Raw genomic sequence first — 23,021 nt, forward strand, 5'->3', positions numbered from 1 at the left:
GGTCAGCGCCGGGCGTGACGGGGGGCCAGAAGACCCGCGTCCCGCGCCTGGGCGATCAGCCGCAGGGCGCGCCGGCGACCGCGTCCGGTCGCGTTCATCACGGCGAGCACCGGGTCGGCGCCCTCGTCCTGCGCCGCGCGGTACTCCCGCGCGACCAGCCGGCGGCCCTCGGTCCCACGCGGCCAGGGCGGCCGGGCACGGCGCGCCACGGGGTGGCCGACGTCCGGCCCGGGTTCCCCTGCCCGCGGGCATTCGGCGTCCGGGGTCGCGTCGTAAGCGCCCAGGGTCGCGCCGTCACCCGCCCCGGCCGTGTCCGCGCCGCACTCCGGGTCAGCCTCGGCGACGACACCGCACGCCTCGGACAGCGGTCCCTCGATCCAGGCGGCGAGCGCCGTCAGGTCGGCGAGGGACAGGGCTGGCTCGGCCTGGACGTCCTCGATGGAGACACGCCCCGCGCTCACCACGGCCAGGGCGTCGACCCGGGCCCCGTCGGGGAAGGCCAGCCGGACCTGGAACCAGGACGTGACGCCGTCGTGCTCCCGCACCTGCCACGCGGGCCACACGGAGACCGCGCCATCCTCCGCGTTCCGATCAGGAAGATCAAGAAAGGATGCTTCTGGCACACACGCAACGTAACGTCGTGACCACACCCATACGTATGGACACGCACCCGGGTCACCCCACCGGCCCCTGCCACCGGGGTCCCCGCGGTGCCATGCTGGAGGCGTCGCCACCCCCTCCTTCGGGCGAGGAGTACCGCAGTGCTGCGTGTCGCCGTCGTCGGTTCCGGGCCGAGTGGGTGTTACACCGCCCAGAGCCTCGTTCAGCGTGATCCGGAGGTCCGGGTGGACGTCCTGGACCGGCTGCCGTGCCCCTACGGCCTGGTCCGCTACGGCGTCGCTCCGGACCACGAGAAGATCAAGTCCCTCCAGGGCAGCCTGCGGACGGTGCTGGAGCACGAGCGGGTGCGGTTCCTCGGCGGGGTCCGGGTCGGCGGCCCCGGCGGGCTGCCGGCACAGCGGCTGAGGGAGCTCTACCACGCGGTGGTGTACTGCGTGGGCGCGGCCACCGACCGCCGGCTGGGGATCCCCGGCGAGGACCTGCCGGGCAGCTGGTCGGCGACCGAGTTCGTGTCCTGGTACAGCGCGCATCCGGACGCGGCCGACGCGGGCTTCCTTCGCGGGGTGCGCTCGGCGGTCGTCGTCGGAGTGGGCAACGTCGCGGTGGACGTCACCCGGATGCTGGTCCGGGGTGCGGCGGAGCTGCGGCCCACGGACATCCCGCAGGCCGCGCTGGACACGCTGGCGGCGAGCGGACTCACCGAGGTGCAGATGGTGGGCCGGCGCGGCCCCGCACAGGCCCGTTTCACCACCAAGGAGCTACGCGAACTGGGCGGGCTGCCGGGCACCGATGTGATCGTGGACAAGGCCGAACTGGCGCTCGATCCGGCCGATCCCGGAGCGCTGCCGGCGGGGCAGCGCCGCAATGTGGAGGTGCTGCGCGACTGGGCGGCACGGCCTCCCGCGGTGGCCGCCGCGCGGCGGATCCGGCTGCGGTTCTTCCTGCGGCCGGTGGAGCTGCTCGCCGACGGCGGCCGGGTGGGTGCCGTGCGCTTCGAACGGACGGCGCCGGACGGCACGGGCGGCGTGACGGGCACGGGCCGGTACGAGGACGTGCCCGCCCAGTTGGTGCTGCGCTCGGTGGGCTATCGCGGAGTGCCGCTGGAAGGCCTGCCGTTCGACCCGGCGAGCGGCACCGTCCCGCACCAGGAGGGCCGGGTGCTGCGCGACGGCGTCCCCTGCCCCGGCGAGTACGTCGCCGGGTGGATCAAGCGGGGTCCGACCGGGGTCATCGGCACCAACCGGCCCTGCGCCAAGGAGACGGTGACCTCGCTGCTCGCGGACGCGTCCGCTCTCGCCCGCGCGGACGTGCCGGAGGACCCGGTCGCGGCCCTGCGGGCGGCGGGCGTCGAGCCCGTGCCCTGGGCGGGCTGGCTGGCGATCGAGCAGGCCGAGGCCGAGCTGGGGGCTCGGCTGGGGCGGGGCGTGGTCAAACTCTCCGACTGGGATGCGCTCCTCGGAGCGGCGCGGGTGCTGTCGTAGCGCGGCTGTCCCGGGGCGGGCAGGACACACACCGGCAACAGACCGGAAATCAACAAACTGTTCAAGGCGCCTACGGTCTCGTCCTGTCCGCATGCCACCCCCACCCGCCGCTGAGGGAGCTCCCATGGCCACGACCGCAGACGTGCACCCCGTCGACGAGATACCGCCGGTACGCCGGCTCGCCGCCTTCGGGTTGCAGCACGTGCTCGCGATGTACGCGGGCGCCGTCGCCGTGCCGTTGATCGTGGGCGGCGCGCTGAAGCTGTCGCCCGCCGACCTGGCGTATCTGATCACCGCGGACCTGCTGGTGTGCGGCATCGCCACGCTGATCCAGTGCGTCGGCTTCTGGCGGTTCGGGGTCCGGCTGCCGATCATGCAGGGGTGCACGTTCGCCGCCGTGTCACCGATGGTGCTCATCGGGACGACGGGGGGCGGGCTGCCCGCGATCTACGGCTCGGTGATCGTCGCCGGGCTGGCCATCATGCTGCTCGCGCCGCTCTTCGGCCGGCTGCTGCGCTTCTTCCCGCCGCTGGTCACCGGCACGGTGATCCTGATCATCGGGGTCTCGCTGCTGCCGGTCGCGGGCAACTGGGCGGCGGGCGGCGCCGGGGCTGAGGACTTCGGGGAGCCGAAGAACCTGGCACTGGCGGGCTTCGTGCTGGCCGTGGTGCTCGGAGTCCAGCGGTTCGCGCCCGCCTTCCTCTCCCGGATCGCCGTGCTCCTCGGCATCGCGGTCGGTCTGGCGGTCGCCGTGCCGTTCGGGTTCACCGACTTCGGCGGGGTCGGGGACGCCGACTGGCTGGGCGTCAGCACGCCGTTCCACTTCGGGGCGCCGGAGTTCCGCGTGTCCGCGATCGTGTCCATGCTGGTCGTCGCCCTGGTCACCATGACCGAGACGACGGGTGACCTGATCGCCGTCGGCGAGCTGACCGGCCGGCAGGTCGAGCCGCGCCCCCTCGCCGACGGGCTGCGCGCGGACGGCCTGTCGACCGTGCTGGGCGGGGTGTTCAACACCTTCCCGTACACGGCGTACGCGCAGAACGTGGGGCTGGTCGGCATGACCCGGGTGCGCAGCCGCTGGGTGGTGGCGGCGGCCGGCGGGATGCTGGTGCTGCTCGGTCTGCTGCCCAAGCTGGGCGCGGTGGTCGCGGCGATCCCGGCACCGGTGCTCGGCGGGGCCGGCCTGGTGATGTTCGGGACGGTCGCGGCGAGCGGGCTGCGGACGCTGGCCCGGGTCGGCTTCCAGGACAACGACAACCTGACCGTGGTGGCCGTCTCGGTGGCGGTCGGCATGCTGCCGGTGGGCGTGCCCACGGTGTACGCGAAGTTCCCGGACTGGTTCCAGACGGTGATGAACAGCGGCATCAGCGCGGGCTGTCTGTCCGCGGTCGTGCTGAACCTGCTCTTCAACCACCTTCCGGGAAAGCGCGGTTCAGCCGCCGGCGCGAAGTCGGCCGGACTGCCGGTCGGCGGCGGTGAGGAGGCTGTCGAGCAGCCCCGGGAAGAGGCCGTCTAGATCGTCCCGGCGCAGGCCGTTCATCTTGGCCGTGCCCCGGTAGACCTGCCGGATGACCCCGCTCTCCCGCAGCACCCGGAAGTGGTGCGTGCTGGTGGACTTGGTGACCGGCAGGTCGAACTGCGAGCAGGTCAGCTCGGCTTGCTTCGCGGCGAGTTCGCGCACGATCTGGAGCCGCATCGGGTCGGAGAGCGCGTGCAGCACGGACTCCAGCCGGATCTGCTCCCGTACCGGATGCGGCAGCGCGCGGCCGGCGGTGGCGGTGTCGGTCACGGCGACCGCCCCTTCCTGACAGGTGGCTCGACTGACTGCATTGTACGAGAGCCATCGTAGTTTGACACCTGTCGTAGTACGAGGAGTACCGTACGAGCACCGATCAGCGGTCCGTGACGAATGGAGTCCGTCGTGAGTGCGCTCTTCGAGCCGATCACCCTGCGCGAAGTGACCATCCCGAACCGGGTGTGGATGCCCCCGATGTGCCAGTACTCGGCCGACCCGGAGGGGCCGCTCGCCGGTGCTCCGAACGACTGGCACTTCGCGCACTACGCGGCGCGGGCCGCCGGCGGCACCGGTCTGATCGTGGTGGAGGCCACCGCGGTCTCGCCCGAGGGCCGGATCTCCCCGTACGACCTCGGGCTGTGGAACGACACCCAGGTGGAGGCCTTCCGCCGGATCACCCGCTTCCTCACCGCCCAGGGCACCGTGCCGGCGGTCCAGATCGGCCACAGCGGCCGCAAGGCGTCCACCGACCGGCCGTGGAAGGGCGGTGCGCCCGTCGGGCCGGAGGCGCACGGCTGGCAGCCGCTCGCCCCGAGCGCGCTGCCGTTCGACGAACGCCACCCGGTTCCGACCGAGCTGACGGTGGATCAGATCACGGAGATCGTCGGGCAGTTCGCCGCCGCCGCGCGCCGGGCGCTCGCCGCCGGGTTCCAGGCCGTCGAGATCCACGGTGCCCACGGCTATCTGATCAACGAGTTCCTCTCCCCGCACTCCAACCACCGCACCGACGCCTACGGCGGCTCGTACGAGAACCGCACCCGGTTCGCCCTGGAGGTCGTCGACGCCGTACGGGAGGTGTGGCCCGCCGACAAGCCGGTGTTCTTCCGCATCTCGGCCACCGACTGGCTCCAGGACGGCGGCTGGACCCCCGAGGACACCGTCCGCTTCGCCCGCGACCTGCACACCCACGGTGTCGACCTGCTCGACGTCTCCACCGGCGGGAACGCCTCCGGCGTCACCATCCCGACCGGGCCGGGCTACCAGGTCCCGTTCGCCGCCCGGGTGAAGGACGAGACTCCGATGCCCGTCGCCGCCGTGGGTCTGATCACCGAGCCCGAGCAGGCCGAGAAGATCGTGGCGAACGGCGAGGCGGACGCGGTCCTGCTCGGCCGGGAGCTCCTGCGCAACCCGTCCTGGGCACGCCAGGCGGCACGCGAACTCAAGGCACAGGTCCGGGTCCCGGACCAGTACCACCGCTCCGTCTGAGCGAGGGCCGCCGGTCCGGTTCCCCGGTCGGCGGCACGGGTCAGGTCGGCAGCAGCCGCCCGACGGTCCGCTCCAGCCGGGGCAGTGTGCGCTGGCCCGCCAGGGCGAGGGCGATCGCGGCCACGACACCCGCCCAGGCGACCGGGCCGAGCGGGGTGCAGCCGAAGACGCGGCTGATGCCGGGGGTCTGGACCACGGCCACCAGGGCCAGCGCGGAACCCAGCGAGGTGATCTGCACCAGGCGGCTGTCGCGCCGGTCGAGCAGGGTCTGCACGAGCTGGGTGCCGACCACCCCGCACAGCGCCATGGTGCTGGAGCGGCGGGCGGTGCCCGGCGTGAAGCGGCCGATCAGCCAGGCCGTGAGCGCGCCCAGGCAGGTGGTCAGGGCCCGGTGCCGGATCTGCCGCAGCAGGGGGTCGCCCAGCACTCCGGCAGCCTCCTCCACATGGCCCAGGTCCGCCTCGCCCTCCTTCTCGGTCACCGCCACCGCCATCGACGGGAACAGGTCGGTGAAGAGGTTCACCATGAGCATCTGCCGGGTGGACAGCGGCGCCCGGCCGGACAGCAGTGTGCCGAGGATGCCGAACCCGACCTCGCCCGCGTTGCCGCCGATCAGGATGGCGATCGCGTCGGCCACGCTGTGCCACAGCGCGCGTCCCTCGCCCACCGCGTCGATCAGCACCGTCAGATCGTCGTCGGTCAGCACGATGTCCGCGGCGTTGCGCGCGGCGGCGGACCCGCGCGCGTTGATGCCGACGCCGATGTCGGCCGCGCGGATGGCCGCGGCGTCGTTGGCGCCGTCGCCGACCATGCCGACCACCCGGCCCGCGTCCCGCAGCGCCTCCACGACCTGGAGTTTCTGCTCGGGCGCCACCCGGGCCACCACACCCGCGTCGCGCAGCATCCGGGCCCGGGACGCGCGGTCGGCAGCGGCCAGCTCGTCGCCGGTCACCACCACGGTGTCCTCCGGCCAGCCCAGGTCGGCGGCGATGGCCCGCGCGGTCTGCGGATGGTCGCCGGTGAGCATGACCGGTCGTACACCCGCCCCGTTCAGCCCGTTCACCAGTGCCGTGGAGGTCTCGCGCGGTACGTCGGACAGCGCGAGCAGACCGATGAACTCCAGGTCCCGCAGCGGCTCTTCGAGGACGTCCGACTCCCGCTCCCCCGCGCCGAGCCGGCGTTCGGCCACCGCCAGGACCCGCAGACCGGCCCCGGCCAGGGCGTGGGCGGACTCGGAGGCGTGCGCGGGCAGTCCGGTGCAGGCGGGCAGCACGGTCTCCGGGGCGCCCTTGACCACCAGGGCGGCCGGGCCGTTCCCGCTCCGGCCGACAGCGGCGGCGTACCCGCGCGCGGCCTCGAACGGCAGGTCGGCGAGCTGGGTCCACTCGGGGTCGGGCGGCGCGGCGGCCAGCACGGCCTCGTCGGTGGCGTGCACCGGCCGGTCGGAGCCGCCGTTCAGCCGCGGGCAGGCCCGCGCGGCGGCCCGGATCGTCCCCTCGGAGCCGGCGTCGTCCACCGCGCGGACCGTGCCCTCGGCGTCGGAGGTGCGCACCAGCCGCAGCCGGTTCTCGGTGAGCGTGCCGGTCTTGTCGAAGCAGATGGTGTCCATGCGGCCCAGCGCCTCCAGGGTGCGCGGGGTGCGCACCAGGACACCGCCCCGGCTCAGCCGCCGGGCGGCCGCGAGCTGCGCGACCGTCGCCACCAGCGGAAGCCCTTCCGGTACGGCCGCCACGGCCACCGCCACCCCGCCGCTGACCGCCTCGCGGATCGGGGTGCCGCGCAGCAGCGCCAGCCCCGTCACCGCGGCGCCGCCCGCCAGGGTCAGCGGCAGCGCCTTGCGGGTGAGTTCCTGGAGCCTGGCCTGGACGCCGGCGGCCGGGGGCGTACGGGCGGCGAGGTGGACGGCACGGGCGGCCTCGGTGCGGTCGCCGGTGTCGACCACGATGGCCCGGGCATCACCCGCCACCACGGTCGTGCCCTCGAAGAGCATGCACCGCCGGTCGGCCACCGGGGCGTGCGGGGTGGGGTCCGTCTGCTTCTCCACCGGCAGCGACTCGCCCGTCAGGGCCGACTCGTCCACCTCCAGGCCCTCCTGCCACAGCAGCCTGGCGTCGGCGGGGACCACGTCGTCCGTCTTGAGCTGGATCACGTCGCCCGGTCGCAGCTTGCCCGCCTCCACGGTGCGGGTGCCGCCGACCGGGGCCTCGGTCTCCGGCGGTACCAGGCGCGCCCGCTGCTTCTGCTCCGCGACCAGCCCGGACAGCGCCCGCTCGGCCCGCAGCCGCTGAATACCGCCGACCAGGGCGTTCAGGTCGAGGGCGCCGACGACGAGCAGCGCGTCCATGACGGAGCCGAGGATCGCCGACGCGGCCGAGCCGACGGCCAGGACCGGGGTCAGCGGGTCCTGGAGTTCGCCGCGGACGGCGCGGCCGAGCCGGTAGGACCAGCGGGCGGGCGCGGCGAGCGGATGCCGGCCGGCGCCCTCGGCCGCCTTGCGCATCTTGGCCGTCAGCGTCTCGAACGGGCCGGTGTCGGCCGCCGGTTCGTGGGCCAGCCGGTCACGGGCCTGCTCCGGGTCCAGTTCGTGCCAGTGCACCCGAGGGCGCGGGTGCGGGGTGCGGGCCGCCGCCACGCCGAGTGCCGACCGCATCCCGGACAGCAGGGCCATGGCGGCGCCGGCGTCGACGGGTGCGTGCCGGAGCCCCGGCAGTACGGACCGGCGGCCGCGTCCGCCGCCGGACTCGCCGACGGCGACGAGCAGCCCGGACAGCGCGGCACCGGAGCGGGCCAGGGTCTGGGCCCGGTGACCGACCCTGCGGGCGGCCGGGACCGCGGTCAGCACCCGCCACACGTCGGGCAGGCCGTGCAGGGCGAGGATGTCCGCGCCCCAGACCACCGCTCCGTCCCGGTCGGTGAGGGCGAGCGCGACATCGGCGGCCCGCAGGGCGCCCAGCACGTCGTGCTCGTCGGCCGTGCGGACCCGGGCGACCACCAGGACGGCGCCCTCGTCTCCGCGCGCCTCGTACACGACGTCGTCCAGCGGCCTGCGGGCGTCGACGACCTGGTCGGCAAGGCCGGTGAAGTCCTCCAGGGCCGGGTCGTCCACGAGGACCACCCGGAGCCCGGCCCGGCGGGCCGCGTCCAGCACCGGTTCGGCCCACGGGTCGGCCTCGCCGTCCTCGGTGCGCAGCGCGCTCGGGTGCAGGACGACCGTGCCCGCCATCTCCAGCTGGCGCAGCCGCTGCGGATCGCGGACCAGCACGCCGGTGCGGGCCAGGGCGGCGCTGAGCACTGCGTGGAAGGCGGCGGGACCGTAGCGGGCGGCTTTCGGGGAACCGGCCAGCACCGCTTCGGCCGCCTCGGCGCCGTCGTGCTTGACCAGGAGGGTGGCCGCCGCGCCCAGGAGGCTGCCGGCGGAGGCGTGGGCCGCGTACTCCTGGGCCGGGGAGATGCGCAACGGCGGGCGCGGCGGGCCCTGCGCGGCGAGGCTGACGCGGTCGGGGGCGCACAACCGGTCGTGCACGGCGTCGAAGGCGGCCGAGCGGGCCACCGTCTCGGCCACCTGGCAGGCCCGCAGGGCGCCGTCGAGCACCAGGGAGGTGGGGGTCTGGCCGGTGCCGTGCACGGCGGCGTTCGCGCAGGCCAGCAGGAGGTCCATCGTGGAGTCGCCGAGCCGGGCGCGCAGCCATGCGCGGAACCGCGGGTTCTCCCGCAGCAGGGTCACGGCCGCGGTCACCATCCGGGGCGAGGGCGGGAGCCGCAGCGCGTACGCGGTCAGCGCCACCGCGATGCCGGCGCCGTCGGCGGCGAGCGTGGCCACCGCGACCCGTACCCCGGCCGGGTCGGCCGGATGTGTGGTCTCCTCCACGTCTGCGCCCGCCAGGACGAGCCCGTGCCGCTCGGCGAGGCCGGCCGCGTGGTCCAGGACCCGGTCGGCGGCCTCCTCCCCGGTCGCGGTCACCACCAGGCGGGCGAGTCCCTGGTCCCAGTAGGCGACGAGTACGTCGGGGTGGTCCGCCAGCGCCTCGGCCAGCCGGCGCGCCAGGTGTTCCGTGCCGCCCGCGCGCCGCGCCTGCTCCTGTTCCAGGGGCCGTACCGCCAGGTGGGTGCGGGCGCCGGACCGCCAGTGGTCACCGGAGCCGGGCAGCGCGTTGCGCGCCACCCGCGCGACGCGCGTGGCGGCGTCCAGGCCCCGCACGCCGGCGCGCGCGGTTCCCGCGGCGGCACCGGCGGCCAGTCCGACCGCCGGTGCCGCCGCCCGCGCGAGCAGGCGTGGCGCCGCCGGCAGCCGGCGGGCGGCGGACGACGGCGCTGTCAGCAGACCGGGCACATGACCTCCTCAGAGCGTGGTGCGATCGGGTCGCGCGGTGGGTCCGAGAGGACCGGAGGACGTCTTGCCCGCCGACGCCCGGACACCGTGGGAGGTTTCGGACGGGCCGGCCGCCGATGTGTGTCCGGGGTCCTTGGCCGGCCCCGGCGCCGTACCGACCGGCGTCTGGGTGCCCGCGGGGGTCCCGGTCCCGGCCGTCGGCGCGGGCCCGTCGTCCTCGCTGCCGGACCTGAGGGCCGCGGTGCCCAGGTCATGGGCCGGTTCGGAGGGTGCGGCCGGCTCCGCGGCGCCCGCCGGCTGTGCGGGCCGGGGCTGGGTGAGCCAGGCCACCGCCGCACCGGTGAGAGCCACGGGCCACTCCACCACGCCCGCGGCGCCGAGCACCCCTGCGCCCGCGTAGACCGCCATGCGCCGACCACGGGGCGAGACCGCGCCGACCTTGTCCAGTGTTTCCTCGGCGGCCCTCGTCACCGTTCCGGCGCCGGGCACCCTGCGCAGTACCGAGGCCGCGCCGCGCAGGGGCGCCGTGAGGGCCGACGACTTCTGCTCAGCCATGACTCTCCTCGGGTGAGATCGTCTTGCGTGCCCCACCGAGTGCCCGCGACCGTACTGGTCATCCCCTCCTTGCGCGGGGAAACCACCATTTCCAAGGAAATGCCACGAATCCCCTCGACGCCACCCGCCCCACCCGTCAGGAGGTGTGCCGGAACAGCCCCGCCGGCACGGCCGCCGCGAGCACGCCGTACCCCTCCGGGTCGAGGTGCAGCCAGTCCCCCGCGTGCAGCGCGGGCCGGAGCCGGTCCGGGGCCTCGGGGTCCCGTACCGCCCGGTCGAAGTCGAGCACCGCGTCGAAGTGGCCGGGGGTGCGGATCCAGGCGTTGACGCGCTGCCGGGCGGCCTCCCGCTCACCCGCCGGATCGTCGTACAGGGTGCTGCCGCCGAACGGGGTGAGGGTCGCGCCGTAGACCCGGATGCCCTGGGCGTGGGCGCGGACGACGATCTGCCGGTACCCGGCGATCAGGTCCTCGGTGACCGCGCGCTGCGCCTCGGGGGTGGCGTCGGCGGTGCCGATGTCGTTGACGCCCTCGAAGAGGATCAGCCAGGCCACTCCGCTGCGGGACAGGACGTCCCGGTCCAGGCGGGCGAGCACGTTGGGGCCGAGCCCGTCGTCGAGGACGCGGTTGCCGCCGGCCGCCTGGTTGAGGACGGCGATGTCCGAGGTGGCCGCGTCGCCGTGCAGGCGGTCGTAGAACTGGTCGGGCCAGCGGTCGTTGCCGTTGGTGGTGGAGCCGCGTCCGTCGGTGAGGGAGTCGCCGACCAGGGCCACCGCCTCGGTACGGCGTGCGGCCAGCACCTCGACGTCGCTGAGCAGGTACCAGTGGTCGACGGCGGTCGCGCCGGGGAGGTCCTGGTCGCGCGTGTGGTCGCCGTGCGTGAGGTACGAGGTGGTGCGCGAGCCGGGATGGGAGGTGAGCGCGAGCGACGCCTGGCCGCGCGCGGTGTACGCCGTCACCGTCAGCTCGGACCCGGCGCGCAGCTGGAAGTCGAGGGGGTCGGAGACCATCTGCGCGCCCACCGGGACGGTCGTGGAGTCCCGGCCGGCGAAGGTGACCCGGCGCAGGGTCCCGGGTTCGACCGCGCTGACCCCGGCCCTGCCGTCGCGGGGCAGGGCCACGGTGACGGCGGTCAGCGGCAGCGGGGTGTCGCCGTACGCGTTGGAGAACCGCAGCCGGATGCGGGGGCCGCCGGCGGTGACGCGCACCGTCTGCCGCAGGGTGGTGTCGACGAGCACCGCCCTCTCACCGGTGTACGGCGCGGGCGGCAGGTTGGCGGGCTCGGTCAGCTGGGGCATGCCGGTCCAGGTGTTCACCCAGCGCCGGCCGGGGCCGGCCGCGGCGGTGGCCGGAGCCGCCCTCCCGGCAAGCGCCGTGAGCGCCGAGGCCGTCACGGCGAGGGCGAGGACGAGGACGCAGGTGCTGAGGACGGTGGCGAGCGGCGTTCTGCTGGGCGGCTTCACGGAGACCTTTCGGGGGTGCGGGCGACGACGGGTGCGGGATGTGGAGGTGACAGGGGGCTGTCCGAAGCTCCGGTGCGGTGGGGCGCGCGCCGACGGTTCATGCCGCTGCGGCGCGCACCCCCGGGTCATCGACCGACCGTGCACGCACTGCCGTTGAGGCTGTACGCGGCCGGTGCCGCGCTGTTGCCGGTGTGTGTGGCCTGGTAGCCGATGGTCACGCTCGCGCCGGGGGCGAGGGCGGCGTTGTACGGGGCGTCGGTGGCCGTCACAGCGCCGGAGCCCGGGCTGAAGGTGGCGTTCCAGCCGTTGGTGAGGGTCTGGCCGGCCGGGAGGGTGAAGCCGAGCCTCCAGCCGTTCAGCGCGGTCGTACCGGTGTTGGTGACGGTCACGGAGGCGGTCAGACCGGTGCTCCAGGCGCTGACGTCGGCCGCGACCGCGCAGGCGCCGGTGGGCGGTTGCGGGGTGGTGCCGCCGCCGTCGAGACCGAAGAAGGTGAGTGCCCGGGAGGCCATGCCCGGGCCGTAGAGGTTGTGTCCGACGCCCTGGAGGCTGATCGCCTCGACGGGAGCCCGGTCACCGGTGGCGCCGTAGCGGGTGCGGGTCCAGCCGGAGACAGGGGTGTCGGTCGCGGCCGGAGTCCGGCTCACGCCGAGCACGTTCGTCCACTGCTTGATCTCCTCTGTGAAGTCGGGGTAGCGCAGGGTGTCGTCCGCGGTGCCGTGCCACAGCTGCATCCGCGGGCGCGGACCGGTGTAGCCCGGGTAGGCGGCGCGCACCAGGTCGCCCCACTCCTGCGGGGTGTGGCTGACGGTGCCGCCGGAGCAGGCGCTGTTCCACTCGGAGCCGTCGGTGGTGGCGAAGCAGCCGAACGGGACCCCGGAGAAGGCGGCGCCCGCGGCGAACACGTCGGGGTAGTCGCCGAGCAGGACGTTGGTCATCATCGCGCCGGAGGAGACGCCGGTGACGAAGACCCTGCCGGTGTCGGCGGCGTAGGTGCGGGTCGCCCAGTCGACCATGGACCGGATGCCGACGGGGTCGCTGCCGCCGCCGCGGCGGAGCGCCTGCGGGGAGGAGACGTCGAAGCACTTGCTGCTCCGGGTCACCGACGGGTACACGACGACGAACCCGTACCGGTCGGCCAGCGAGGCCCATTCGGTGCCGGAGTACATCGCGGAGGCGGAGCCGCCGCACCAGTGCACGGCCACCACGACCGCCGGGTGCGCGGTGACGCCGCCCGGCACGTAGACGTACATCTGGAGGTTGCTGGGGTTGGCGCCGAAGCCGGTGACCTCCGTGAGCGTGGCCGCGGGGACGGCCCGCTCCCGGGCCGTGGCCGGCGGCGCGGCCAGGGCCAGTGCCGCGAGGAGCGGCAGGAGGGCACCCAGGAGGGTGACAAGTGCCTTGCGAGGGCCGGTCCTTGAACGGTGCGGTGTGGGGGGCACGTCCCTTGTCCCTTCGGTTCGCGGCTCGTGCGAGGGCGCGCTGCGGTGCGCGTCGTGCGAGGAACACCCGGCATGGTGGCATGGACACGCAATTCATGAAAGCGCTCCCACGGGACTTCCCGGCGAGCGGAACCGTGCTGCGCGGCCTGTTGACTAGAAAGCGCTTGCACTCTACGGTCCGTTCATCAGCCTGACCAACGGGCGCCCCAGCGAGCCCTGTTGGCCACTGAACCCTCCGTCCGCGTTCCACATTGCGTACGTGATTCACGTACGTAACCGATGCGGAGGACGCGGGCTACCCGAACCCCACACTGACCTCGATCTGACCTCACTCGGAAGAAGGTATTCGGGACATGACCTCATCAGGACGCGCGCGCGGTCTGCTGGGCGGCCTGGCCACCCTCGGCCTGACACTTGGCTTGATCATGACCTCCGGAGCGCCGGCGGGCGCGGCCACCTGGCCCAGCGCCAACGGCAGCCAGGCGGTCTCCGCCACCATCTCCCTGTCCGGCACCAAGGACTACGGGATGAAGCGGCTGTACGGCACCGGCGACCTCGGCAGCGACAGCCAGGACGAGGACCAGGGGCCCCTGCTGGAACTCGCCCCCGGCACCGTCCTCCAGAACGTCATCATCGGCTCCCCCGCCGCGGACGGCATCCACTGCCTCGGCAGCTGCACGCTCCAGAACGTCTGGTGGGAGGACGTCGGCGAGGACGCGGCCACCTTCCTCGGCTCCTCGTCGTCCAACGTCTACACCGTCAGCGGCGGCGGGGCGAAGGAGGCCGGCGACAAGGTGTTCCAGTTCAACGGCGCCGGCACCCTGAACGTCTCCGGCTTCGCGGTGAAGAACTTCGGCACGTTCGCCCGCTCCTGCGGCAACTGCAAGACGCAGTACAAGCGGACGATCAACCTCAGCGGCATCGAGGCGACCTACAAGGGCAGCAAGCTCGTCGGCATCAACACCAACTACGGCGACAGCGCCACCCTGCGGAACATCACCATCGTCGGGGACACCAGCAAGAAGATCATTCCGTGCCAGAAGTACATCGGCAACAACACCGGCAAGGAGCCGACCACGAACGGCTCGGGCCCGGACGGCACGTACTGCAAGTACTCCAGCTCGGACATCACCTACAAGTGATCGCCGGCCGAGTGCCCGGGGGTGCCACCGCCGCCCCCGGGCACTCGCGCGACCCGGACACCGCGCGACCCGGACACCGCGCGAGCGGGACACCTGAGCGGCCCGGACACCGCGGCGAGCGGGACGCCTGCGCCGGCCGGCATCCATGGGGCCGTCCCGCGCGGGGACCGCTGTCCACGCGCGGGAGGGAGCCGTAGGAGGCTGCGTTCCACCGGGGTTCGACCGGGCCATCACCCGGCCGTTGTCCTCGCGCGCGGGAAGGAGCCCTGGGCGGCCGCGTGCCACCGGGCCGCCACCGGCGCTGCCCACGCGCCCGGAGGGAGCCCCGCCTGGGCCGTCGCGGCGGGCTGATCCACCTCCGGTGCCCCTGGCGGGCCGTGCGGTCAGCGTTCGCCTTCCGGTTCCGGCGCGCCCAGGGTCGTGGCCAGTTCCCGCCGGTAGTCGGCGTAGGCCGTCCGCAGGTCCTCCCCCGGCCAGTCGGGGGGCAGCAGCGCGGACGGCAGGACCGGGTCGGTGAGCAGGTGACGGACGGCCGCCGCGTAGGCGGTGAGCCGGACGGCCGGATGGCCGGCCGCGGTCGCGTGGACGAGCAGGGAGCGCGCGGTGGCCGCCCAGTCGGCCAGCGGCCAGAGCCGGGCGGCGAGGGCCCGCGGGGGCTCGTCGGGGCACGCGGTGTACGTCAGCGCCACCTGGCGCAGATCGCCCGGCAGCGGACGGTCGAGGTTGGCCGGGCGCAGCCAGACGCCCTCGCGGAGTTCGGCCAGCCGCAGGGCGGTCAGCCGGGCACGCAGGTCGGCGCGTTCGGCGGGGCCGCGACCCGTCGCCGTGATCACCACCATCTCCCAGTCGCCGCCCCACGCGCGCGTGCGCGGACGCACGGCGTCGTCCTGGCGGCGCTGCCGGGCCAGCAGCCGGTCACTGAGCCGGTAGACGGCGTCGCTGCGGCGGAGGTCGCCGGCGGCCACCATCCGGCTCAGCGCGGCCCGCAGCGTGGAGCCGCCGACCCCGAACGGCTCCACCAGCCGGACCAGGTCCTTCACCGGAAGCTGGGGCGGATGCACGCCGAGGAGCAGGCTCAGCACGACCGACCGGGCGGACAGCGGTCGCAGGCCGGCCGCATCCGTGTCCGGTTCCGCGGAGACGTTCATGCGCATGGCCCCGTACTGTACGTCGCCCCCCGTGTTGCATCATTGCTACAACCGCAGGAAGAGTGCAACATGCTGTCATGGTCTCGATTTCCGGGCAGTCGAAGCTGCCGTCGCCGTCCCAGCCGTCGTACGCCACGCACGACGTGACCAACCAGCCCCCGCCGCTCGCCCCCTACGACGCCTCCGACGACCCGGCCCTGCTGGAGGGGCTGCGCCGGGAGGGCGCGGGGTGGGCCGAGGAGGGCGTCCGGCGGCTGGGGGCGCGTGCCGGCAGCGCGGAGGCGCAGGAGTGGGGCGAGCTGGCGAACCGGTACGAGCCGGTGCTGCGCACCCACGACCGCTACGGCCACCGTGTCGACGAGGTGGAGTTCCACCCCAGCTGGCACCACTTGATGCGGACGGCGGTCGCCGCGGGCCTGGCCGGTGCCCCGTGGGCCGACGACCGGCCGGGCGCGCACGTCGCCCGGACCGCGGGCGGCCTGGTGTGGGGGCACACGGAGGCGGGACACGGCTGCCCCACGTCGATGACGTACGCCGCCGTGCCCGCCCTGCGCGCACAGCCGGATCTCGCCAAGGTGTACGAGCCGCTGCTCACCAGCCGGGAGTACGACCCCCGGCTGCGCGTTCCCACCGAGAAGCCCGGGCTGCTCGCCGGGATGGGCATGACCGAGAAGCAGGGCGGCTCCGACGTCCGGACGAACACCACCACGGCCACGCCCACCGGGGAGGCGGGCGTCTACACGCTGCGCGGGCACAAGTGGTTCACGTCGGCGCCGATGTGCGACGTCTTCCTGGTGCTCGCGCAGGCCCCGGGCGGGCTGTCGTGCTTCCTGGTGCCGCGCGTCCTGCCGGACGGCAGCCGCAACCCCTTCCACATCCAGCGCCTGAAGGACAAGCTCGGCAACCGGTCCAACGCCTCCTCGGAGCCGGAGTTCGACCACACCGTGGCCTGGCTGGTGGGGCCGGAGGGGCGGGGCGTGAAGACCATCATCGAGATGGTCAACTGCACCCGCCTGGACTGCGTGATGTCCTCGGCGACCCTGATGCGCAAGACGCTGGTCGAGGCGGGACACCACGCCCGGTACCGCAGCGCGTTCGGCGCCCGGCTGATCGACCAGCCGCTGATGCGCAACGTCCTGGCCGATCTCGCGCTGGAGTCGGAGGCGGCGACGACGCTCACGCTGCGGCTGGCCGGCGCGGCCGACCGCGCGGTGCGCGGGGACGCCGGGGAGCGGGCCTTCCGGCGCATCGCCACCGCCGTCGGCAAGTACTGGGTCACCAAGCGCGGTCCGGCCTTCACCGCGGAGGCCCTGGAGTGCCTGGGCGGGAACGGGTACGTGGAGGACTCCGGCATGCCCCGGCACTACCGGGAGGCTCCGCTGCTGTCGATCTGGGAGGGCTCCGGCAACGTCAACGCGCTCGACGTGCTGCGCGCCCTCGGCCGCGAACCGGACACCGCCGAGGCGCTGTTCGCCGAACTCGCCCTCGCGCGCGGGGCGGACACCCGGCTCGACACGGCCGTGGCCGCGCTCAGGCACGACGTGGCCGGAACCGATCAGGCGGGCGCTCGCCGGCTGGTCGAGCGGATGGCGCTCGCGCTCCAGGCCTCCCTGCTCGTCCGGCACGCTCCGCACCCGGTCGCGGACGCCTTCTGCGCGAGCCGGCTGGGCGGCGACTGGGGCCACTCGTTCGGCACCCTGCCCCCGGGAACCGACCTCGACACCGTCCTGGAGCGCGCCCTGCCCGACCGGAACTGACCCCTTCACGCGCGCGTGCCGGGCGGTCGCGCCGGGTGGCCGGTCACCGCCGACGGATCGCACACAGTCAGCGTGCGGTTCCGGACCGTTGTCAGTGCCGTGGTGCACACTCCCGATCAGGTGCCACTCGTGCGGGGCGGACAGGGAGGACGACGTGTTCACGGGGATCGACGAGGTCGACTGGGCCTCGCTGCGGCACGCACACGGCAGCGCCGAGGACGTGCCCGGGTGGTTACGGGCCCTGGCGTCCCCGGACACCGTCGAGCGGGCGACCGCGCTCGACGGGCTGTACGACGCGCTGCACCACGAGGGGAGGGTGTACGAGGCGACGCCGGCCTGTGTGCCCTTCCTGTTCGCGCTGGCGGTCCGCGAGGAGGTACCGGACCGGGGCTGCATCGTGGAGCTGCTGGTCGGCATCGGTGGGGACGGCGCCGAGAGCGCGGGCGCGGGGGGTGCGGCGAACGCGGCGTGGGAGGCGGTGTGCGCCGGTGCCGACGCCTTCGTCACGCTCGCCGGGGATCCGGATCCTGTGGTGCGCCGGGCGGCGGCCGGCGCCCTGGTGCGCTTCCTGGACGACCCCGCGCGGGTCCTGGGGGTGCTGCGGCGCCGACTGCGGGCCGAACGGGACGACCATGTCCTGCCGGCCCTGACGGAGGCACTCGCCCTGTTCGCGCACCGGCATCCAGCCCTTGCCGACGGCGCGCTGGACCTCCTGGCCGAGCAGAGCGCGGCGCCCTACGCGCCCGGCCCGCGGCTCGCGGCACTCGGCCAACTCGCGCTCCACGCTCCCGTCCGGCTCCCCGCCGACCTGGTGCCCACGGCGGTCCGGCTGCTGCACGAGCGGTCCGCGCAGCGCCGGCCGCCCGCGGAGCGCGCCGGCACGGACACCCTGGTGCGCCGGATACGGCGACTGCGCCCCTCGGACGAACAGGGCGCCGTCCTGCTGCGCACCCTGCACAGCGCGCTCGGAGACCGGGTGCACGACCGGATCGCCCTGCTCACCGGGCAGTTGACCAGCCCGGACCCGGTCGACCGGTGCAATGCCGTCTGGATGTCGGCGGGCCTGTTCCGCGGCTGGCGCGGCGACTACGGCGCGCCCGTCCGGCTGCTGGGTGCCCAGCTGAACACCGATCAGGACCGCTTGCAGGACGCGGCGGTCTCGGTCCTGGCTGAGCTGTACGCGCTGGCGGCGCCCGCCGCGGACGACCTGCACGCGCTGGTGAGCACCCGGCCCGACCTGTGGACGCACCGCTGGGAGCGCGGCTCCCCCACGCTGGGCGGCCCGCTCAAGGCGCTCGCCAGGACCGGCGACCCCCGCGCGGTCCCGGCGCTGGCCCTGTTGCTGGCCGGTCCGGCGGCGCCCGTCGGACTGGGCCGCGAAGCCGCGCACCTTGGCCGCGCCGCGGCACCGCTGGCCCCCACGTTGAGGCTCCGCCTCGGTCGCGTCCCGCTCGACTCCCCCACCGCCGCCCGGCTCGCCGCCCCGCTGCTGACGGCGATCAGGGCCATCGGCGACAAGGAGTCCGTCCCCGAACTGGTACGGCTGCTCTCGGGCGCCCCCGACGGCCTGGGAGCGCGGGACGCGGTCGCCGGCCAGGTGATCGAAACGCTGGCGGACCTGGGCGCCGCCGCGCAGACGGCACCGCTGCTGCGCCGGCTGCTCCACACCCGGCACGCGGCCACCGCGGCGGGCGCGCTGTGGTCGGCGGACGGGGACGCCACCGATGTACTCCCCGTCCTGCTCCGGGAGTTGGGGCGGGACGATCCGGACGCCCGGCGCGCCGCCGCCCGGCAGCTCGGCAGGCTGGGCCCGGCCGCGCGCCCCGCGCTGCCGCAGCTGCGCGGCCTGGCCCGGTGGGGACCGGCGCGGGAGCGGATACCGGCCGCGTGCGCGCTGTGGCGCATCACCGGGGACCCCGGACCGGTGCGGCCCGTCTTCCGGTCCGTCTGGACGGCGGACGCCCGCGCGCGCGGCCCGATCGCCCGGTGCCTGGCGTCGATGGGCCCGGCCGCAGGGCCGCTGCGCGACCTGGTCACCGCCGAACTGACCCACCCTCGCCGGCACACGGCGCTCCAGGGCGCGTACGCCAGCCGTGACATCCCGGACGACGAGGAGCTGCTGACGAGGTGCCGGGAGGTACTGGAGGGGCTTTAGGGCCCGTCGGACGCTTCCGGTCCGCCGTGCGAGGACGATGGGCCCCGCGGCGACGCTGCGACCGCGCCCGCTTCCCCACGCCGTGCAGCGGGCCTCCGACGGCGTCCGGAACCCCGTCCGCGCCGGACTGGCTATCCGGGCCGGGTCAGACCATTCGGCCCCACTGCGGGCCCAGACGGGCCCATTCCGTGTCCCATGCCTCCATGCGCCGGTGTTCCAGACGACTCCTTACGGCGAGTCCGGCGACGAAGGGGACGGCGGCGGTGCTCGCGCCGACCAGGAGGCCTATCAGGGTGGACCGGAACGCGGCCTCGGAAGCGGTGGTGGGGCGGGAGACCAGGTGGCCCTGCGGGTCGGTCCAGACGGTGACCGGCGTACCGGGCTTGCTGCCGGGCTCCACCCGGATCCGGCCGGTGCGGGCGGAGCCGTCGGCGACCGTCCAGCGGACCGCGGCCCAGATCCGTTCCCCGGCGGAGGCATGGCCGCTGTGCGCCGGGGGCTTCCCCGGGACCTGCGCGACGACCCGGGCCACGGTGGGCCGCCAGGTGGTCCGCTCCCGGGCGAGTCCGTGCTCCACCGAGCCGGCCGCCGCGAGGCCGGCGAGGACGCCGGCCAGGACGGTCAGCAGACAGGCGCCGAGCACCACCCATGCCTCCACGACGTCGGCCCGGCGTTTGAGCGGGTTGCGCCGCCAGCGCCACAGCCACACCTTCGGACCACGGAACGCCTTCAAAGGCATCCTCCTCACGAGCGCACCGACCGGCCGGACCGCCCTCCCATACGCGGGAGATCGCTCCGTTGCTCACGACGAGCCGTCTCCCCGACGGTCGCACGAGACACCCCTTTCGCGCAGGCGCATGCCGGAACGGAACCGGCCGATCCTCGGCGCGCCCCGGCGACACAGGCGGTGAGCTGGGCGAACCCGTACTCCGGGGGAGAGTGTCAGTGGCGGGGTGCACACTGACCGATATCTGACGGCTATCGGGACAACGGCGTCCCGGAGGTGATCGGCATGACCGAGGTACTGCTCGCGGTGGGCACCCGCAAAGGCCTGTTCATCGCGCGGCGGAGGGGCGACGGCCCCTGGGAGTTCGACGAGAGTCCGTATTTCAACGCGCAGGCGGTCTATTCGGTGGCGATCGACACCCGCGGCGCCCGGCCCCGGCTGCTGGCGGGCGGTGACAGCGCGCACTGGGGCCCGTCGGTGTTCCACTCGGACGACCTCGGCCGCACCTGGACCGAACCGGCCCGGCCCGCCGTCAGGTTCCCGAAGGAGACCGGCGCTTCCCTGGAGCGCGTCTGGCAGCTCCACCCGTCCGCCGCCGAGCCCGATGTGGTGTACGCGGGCACGGAACCGGCCGCGCTCTACCGCTCGGAGGACCGCGGCGAGACGTTCGAGCTGGTCCGGCCGCTCTGGGAGCACCCGTCCCGCTCGCAGTGGGTGCCGGGCGCGGGCGGCCAGTGCCTGCACACGGTGCTCACCGACGCGCGCGACCCCAGGGTCGTGACGGTGGCCGTCTCCGCGGCGGGCGTGTTCCGCACGACGGACGGCGGCACGAGCTGGTCGCCGTCCAACTCCGGTGTGTCGGCGGTGTTCCTGCCGGATCCCCACCCGGAGTTCGGCCAGTGCGTACACAAGATCACCAGGGACCCGGCCGACCCGGACCGGCTGTATCTCCAGAACCACTGGGGGGTGTACCGCAGCGATGACGCGGGCGCGCACTGGACCGACATCGGCGAGGGCCTGCCGTCGACGTTCGGCTTCGCGGCGGCGGCGCATCCGCGCCGGGGCGACACGGCGTACGTCTTCCCGATCAACGCGGACGCGGACCGGGTGCCCGCCGGGCGCCGCTGCCGGGTCTTCCGGACGGCCGACGCGGGCCGCAACTGGGAGCCGCTGTCCAAGGGGCTGCCGGAGGAGGACCATTACGGGACGGTCCTGCGGGACGCCCTGTGCACGGACGACTCCGACCCCGCCGGGGTGTACTTCGGCAACCGCAACGGCGAGGTGTACGCCTCGGCCGACGACGGTGACAGCTGGCAACTGCTGGCCGCGCACCTGCCGGACGTGCTCTGCGTGCGGGCGGCGGTGATCGGCTGACCCCTCATCGCCTCATCGCCCGGCCTCTCGTGGAGACGGGCGACGAGGCGCCGCCCGCTGTCGTGCTCCGGCCATCGGTTGATCACCGACGGGTGTACGGCAGTAGGGTGACGCCCGTGGCACCACGACCCTTGCATGAAATCGTCGAACCGGGCTGGGCGAAGGCCCTGGAACCCGTCGCCGGACGGATCGCCGCGATGGGCGACTTCCTGCGCGCGGAGATCGCCGCGGGGCGCACGTACCTCCCGGCCGGACCGAACGTCCTGCGGGCCTTCCAGCAACCCTTCGACGAGGTACGGGTCCTGATCGTGGGTCAGGACCCGTATCCCACGCCGGGGCACGCGGTGGGCCTGTCGTTCTCCGTGGCACCCGACGTGCGCCCGCTGCCGCCCAGCCTGATCAACATCTTCCGCGAGCTGACCGGCGACCTGGGTCTGCCCCAGCCGTCCACCGGGGACCTCACGCCGTGGACCGAGCAGGGCGTGCTGCTGCTCAACAGGGCGCTCACCACCGCGCCGCGCAGCCCGGGCGCGCATCGTGGCAAGGGCTGGGAAGAGGTCACCGAGCAGGCGATCCGGGCCCTGGCGGCACGCGGCAAGCCGCTGGTGTCCGTCCTGTGGGGCCGTGACGCCCGCAATCTGCGCCCGCTGCTGGGCCGTCTGCCGGCGGTGGAGTCCGCGCACCCCTCGCCGATGTCGGCGGACCGCGGCTTCTTCGGCTCGCGCCCCTTCAGCCGCGCGAACGACCTGCTGATCGAGCAGGGCGGACAGCCGGTGGACTGGCGTCTGCCGTGACCGCGTCGGCCCGCGCGGGCGGACGGCGAAGCGGAACTCAGCGGCGGCCTCTTCGAGGTGGCTGAGGGAGCCCCGCAGGCTCCCGGCGCGGCTTCGCACCGCCTCGAACCAGCGGTTCCGTTTCCGGTTCCTCCACGGCGCCCGGCACATGCGCGGGGCATGTGCCGGCCGCACGCGTCTTCCGGGCGTAACTCATCAGACAAAACAGGACGGATACCGCTCACCTGCACCCTCCCCGAACGGCGGAGGGCAGGAAGCCAGTAACATGCGGCGCCATGAGCTCCCCCACTGGACCCGCGTCCGGCCTGCCCGTACGAATGCCGCGACCCCGCCAGCCCGGACGACACCGCCGCCCGGAACCGCTGGTGGCTCCCGAGGGCGCGCCCGCGCTCGTCCTCGCGGTGCCCGGTGTGCCCAGCACCACCACGCGCAGCCTCGCCGAGGAGGTCGTGAGCATCGCCCGCTCCGAGCTGCCCGGCCTCGACGCCCGGATCGGGTACCTGGACGGGGACGACTCCGAGTTCCCCTCGCTGCGTTCCGTGCTGGCGCGCGCCGCCGAGGAGCGGACCGCCCGGTACGAGCAGGCCGTCGCCGCCGGGGTCGAGGGGATCAAGGAGCCCGACGGCCCGGTCGCCGTCGTCGTCCCGCTGCTGGCCGGTCCGGACAGCGCGCTGCTGCGGCAGATCCGTCAGGCCGTGATGGACAGCCGGGTCGCCGCCGAGCTGACCGATGTCCTCGGCCCGCACCCGCTGCTAGCGGAGGCGCTGCACGTGCGGCTGTCGGAGGCGGGCCTGGCCCGCGCCGACCGCGCCCGGCTGTTCACCGTGGCCACCGCCGCGGACGGCATCATCCTGGCCTCCGTGGGCGGCGAGGAGGCCGTCCAGGCCGCCGGGATCACCGGCATGCTGCTCGCCGCGCGTCTGGCCGTGCCGGTGATGGCGGCGGCCCTGGACCAGGAGGGTTCCATCGCCTCGGTGGCCGAGCAGCTGCGTTCCTCGGGCTCGCAGCAGCTCGCCCTGGCGCCGTACCTGA

At 74.5% G+C, this 23,021-nt stretch carries 17 protein-coding genes; 9 read left to right on the forward strand and 8 right to left on the reverse strand.

Annotated features, from left to right (window positions below; all coding sequences use genetic code 11):
• Nucleotides 1-2: 2 nt before the first annotated feature.
• Entirely contained in the window at nt 3-563 is a 561-nt protein-coding gene (locus C3492_RS32405) for a DUF6214 family protein (RefSeq protein WP_103816205.1), read from the reverse strand.
• 198 nt (nt 564-761) lie between these two features.
• On the opposite strand from C3492_RS32405, the gene C3492_RS32410 reads away from it, so the two are divergent.
• Nucleotides 762-2,102, forward strand: coding sequence for an FAD-dependent oxidoreductase (locus tag C3492_RS32410; protein WP_103816206.1), 1,341 nt, complete (start codon nt 762-764; stop codon nt 2,100-2,102).
• Nucleotides 2,103-2,226: 124 nt separating this feature from the next.
• A complete protein-coding gene (locus C3492_RS32415; RefSeq protein WP_103816207.1) occupies nt 2,227-3,618 on the forward strand; it encodes a nucleobase:cation symporter-2 family protein in 1,392 nt (463 codons plus the stop codon).
• Here C3492_RS32415 and C3492_RS32420 read toward each other — a convergent pair.
• Complete coding sequence (locus tag C3492_RS32420) at nt 3,535-3,891, reverse strand: helix-turn-helix transcriptional regulator (protein ID WP_103816208.1); 357 nt, start codon at nt 3,889-3,891, stop codon at nt 3,535-3,537. The two genes, C3492_RS32415 and C3492_RS32420, sit on opposite strands and share 84 nt — an antisense overlap.
• Before the next feature lie 132 nt (nt 3,892-4,023).
• On the opposite strand from C3492_RS32420, the gene C3492_RS32425 reads away from it, so the two are divergent.
• The gene (locus C3492_RS32425; protein WP_103816237.1) at nt 4,024-5,103 is read left to right on the forward strand and encodes an NADH:flavin oxidoreductase/NADH oxidase; all 1,080 of its coding nucleotides are present in this window, start codon (nt 4,024-4,026) and stop codon (nt 5,101-5,103) included.
• Between the two features lie 40 nt (nt 5,104-5,143).
• Here C3492_RS32425 and C3492_RS32430 read toward each other — a convergent pair whose 3' ends face one another.
• The 4 genes from C3492_RS32430 to C3492_RS32445 form a co-directional block, all read right to left on the reverse strand.
• On the reverse strand, nt 5,144-9,433 hold the full coding sequence (locus tag C3492_RS32430) for a cation-translocating P-type ATPase (RefSeq protein ID WP_103816209.1): 4,290 nt from the start codon (nt 9,431-9,433) through the stop codon (nt 5,144-5,146).
• A 9-nt stretch (nt 9,434-9,442) separates the two neighbouring features.
• Entirely contained in the window at nt 9,443-9,988 is a 546-nt protein-coding gene (locus tag C3492_RS44855) for a hypothetical protein (protein ID WP_181140666.1), read from the reverse strand.
• A 136-nt stretch (nt 9,989-10,124) separates the two neighbouring features.
• The gene (locus C3492_RS32440) at nt 10,125-11,450 is read right to left on the reverse strand and encodes an SGNH/GDSL hydrolase family protein (protein ID WP_103816211.1); all 1,326 of its coding nucleotides are present in this window, start codon (nt 11,448-11,450) and stop codon (nt 10,125-10,127) included.
• A 125-nt stretch (nt 11,451-11,575) separates the two neighbouring features.
• A complete protein-coding gene (locus C3492_RS32445; RefSeq protein WP_103816212.1) occupies nt 11,576-12,892 on the reverse strand; it encodes a PHB depolymerase family esterase in 1,317 nt (438 codons plus the stop codon).
• 353 nt (nt 12,893-13,245) lie between these two features.
• Between C3492_RS32445 and C3492_RS32450 the strand changes: the two genes are divergently transcribed.
• Nucleotides 13,246-14,034, forward strand: coding sequence for a pectate lyase (locus tag C3492_RS32450; protein WP_103816213.1), 789 nt, complete (start codon nt 13,246-13,248; stop codon nt 14,032-14,034).
• A gap of 383 nt (nt 14,035-14,417) precedes the next feature.
• Here C3492_RS32450 and C3492_RS32455 read toward each other — a convergent pair whose 3' ends face one another.
• The gene (locus tag C3492_RS32455) at nt 14,418-15,188 is read right to left on the reverse strand and encodes a PaaX family transcriptional regulator C-terminal domain-containing protein (RefSeq protein ID WP_103816214.1); all 771 of its coding nucleotides are present in this window, start codon (nt 15,186-15,188) and stop codon (nt 14,418-14,420) included.
• Nucleotides 15,189-15,259: 71 nt separating this feature from the next.
• On the opposite strand from C3492_RS32455, the gene C3492_RS32460 reads away from it, so the two are divergent.
• Both C3492_RS32460 and C3492_RS32465 read left to right on the forward strand, forming a co-directional pair.
• Nucleotides 15,260-16,939 carry an acyl-CoA dehydrogenase family protein gene (locus C3492_RS32460; protein ID WP_103816215.1) on the forward strand — a complete coding sequence of 560 codons (1,680 nt, stop codon included), beginning with the start codon at nt 15,260-15,262 and terminating at the stop codon, nt 16,937-16,939.
• 154 nt (nt 16,940-17,093) lie between these two features.
• Entirely contained in the window at nt 17,094-19,094 is a 2,001-nt protein-coding gene (locus C3492_RS32465) for a HEAT repeat domain-containing protein (protein WP_103816216.1), read from the forward strand.
• 145 nt (nt 19,095-19,239) lie between these two features.
• On the opposite strand, the gene C3492_RS32470 is transcribed toward C3492_RS32465, so the two are convergent.
• Nucleotides 19,240-19,833 (reverse strand): hypothetical protein, encoded by a 594-nt coding sequence (locus C3492_RS32470; protein ID WP_181140667.1) that lies wholly within the window; start codon nt 19,831-19,833, stop codon nt 19,240-19,242.
• 273 nt (nt 19,834-20,106) lie between these two features.
• On the opposite strand from C3492_RS32470, the gene C3492_RS32475 reads away from it, so the two are divergent.
• From C3492_RS32475 to C3492_RS32485, 3 genes are all read left to right on the forward strand, one after another.
• Nucleotides 20,107-21,195: a glycosyl hydrolase gene (locus C3492_RS32475; protein ID WP_103816218.1), complete on the forward strand. Its 1,089-nt coding sequence runs from the start codon at nt 20,107-20,109 to the stop codon at nt 21,193-21,195.
• Nucleotides 21,196-21,311: 116 nt separating this feature from the next.
• Nucleotides 21,312-21,989, forward strand: a complete 678-nt coding sequence (locus tag C3492_RS32480; RefSeq protein WP_103816219.1) for a uracil-DNA glycosylase — start codon at nt 21,312-21,314, stop codon at nt 21,987-21,989.
• Nucleotides 21,990-22,264: 275 nt separating this feature from the next.
• On the forward strand, nt 22,265-23,021 hold a 757-nt coding region (locus C3492_RS32485; protein WP_103816238.1), incomplete at its 3' end, for a sirohydrochlorin chelatase.

Origin of the sequence: Streptomyces sp. Ru62 (genome assembly GCF_002920615.1) — a bacterium.
GTDB lineage: Bacteria > Actinomycetota > Actinomycetes > Streptomycetales > Streptomycetaceae > Streptomyces.

Coding starts and splice junctions, on each gene's coding strand:
- C3492_RS32475 (WP_103816218.1), top strand. CDS start 20,107: ATGACCGAGGTACTGCTCGCGGTGGGCACCCGCAAAGGCCTGTTCATC.
- C3492_RS32455 (WP_103816214.1), bottom strand. CDS start 15,188: ATGCGCATGAACGTCTCCGCGGAACCGGACACGGATGCGGCCGGCCTG.
- C3492_RS32460 (WP_103816215.1), top strand. CDS start 15,260: ATGGTCTCGATTTCCGGGCAGTCGAAGCTGCCGTCGCCGTCCCAGCCG.
- C3492_RS32415 (WP_103816207.1), top strand. CDS start 2,227: ATGGCCACGACCGCAGACGTGCACCCCGTCGACGAGATACCGCCGGTA.
- C3492_RS44855 (WP_181140666.1), bottom strand. CDS start 9,988: ATGGCTGAGCAGAAGTCGTCGGCCCTCACGGCGCCCCTGCGCGGCGCG.
- C3492_RS32450 (WP_103816213.1), top strand. CDS start 13,246: ATGACCTCATCAGGACGCGCGCGCGGTCTGCTGGGCGGCCTGGCCACC.
- C3492_RS32470 (WP_181140667.1), bottom strand. CDS start 19,833: ATGCCTTTGAAGGCGTTCCGTGGTCCGAAGGTGTGGCTGTGGCGCTGG.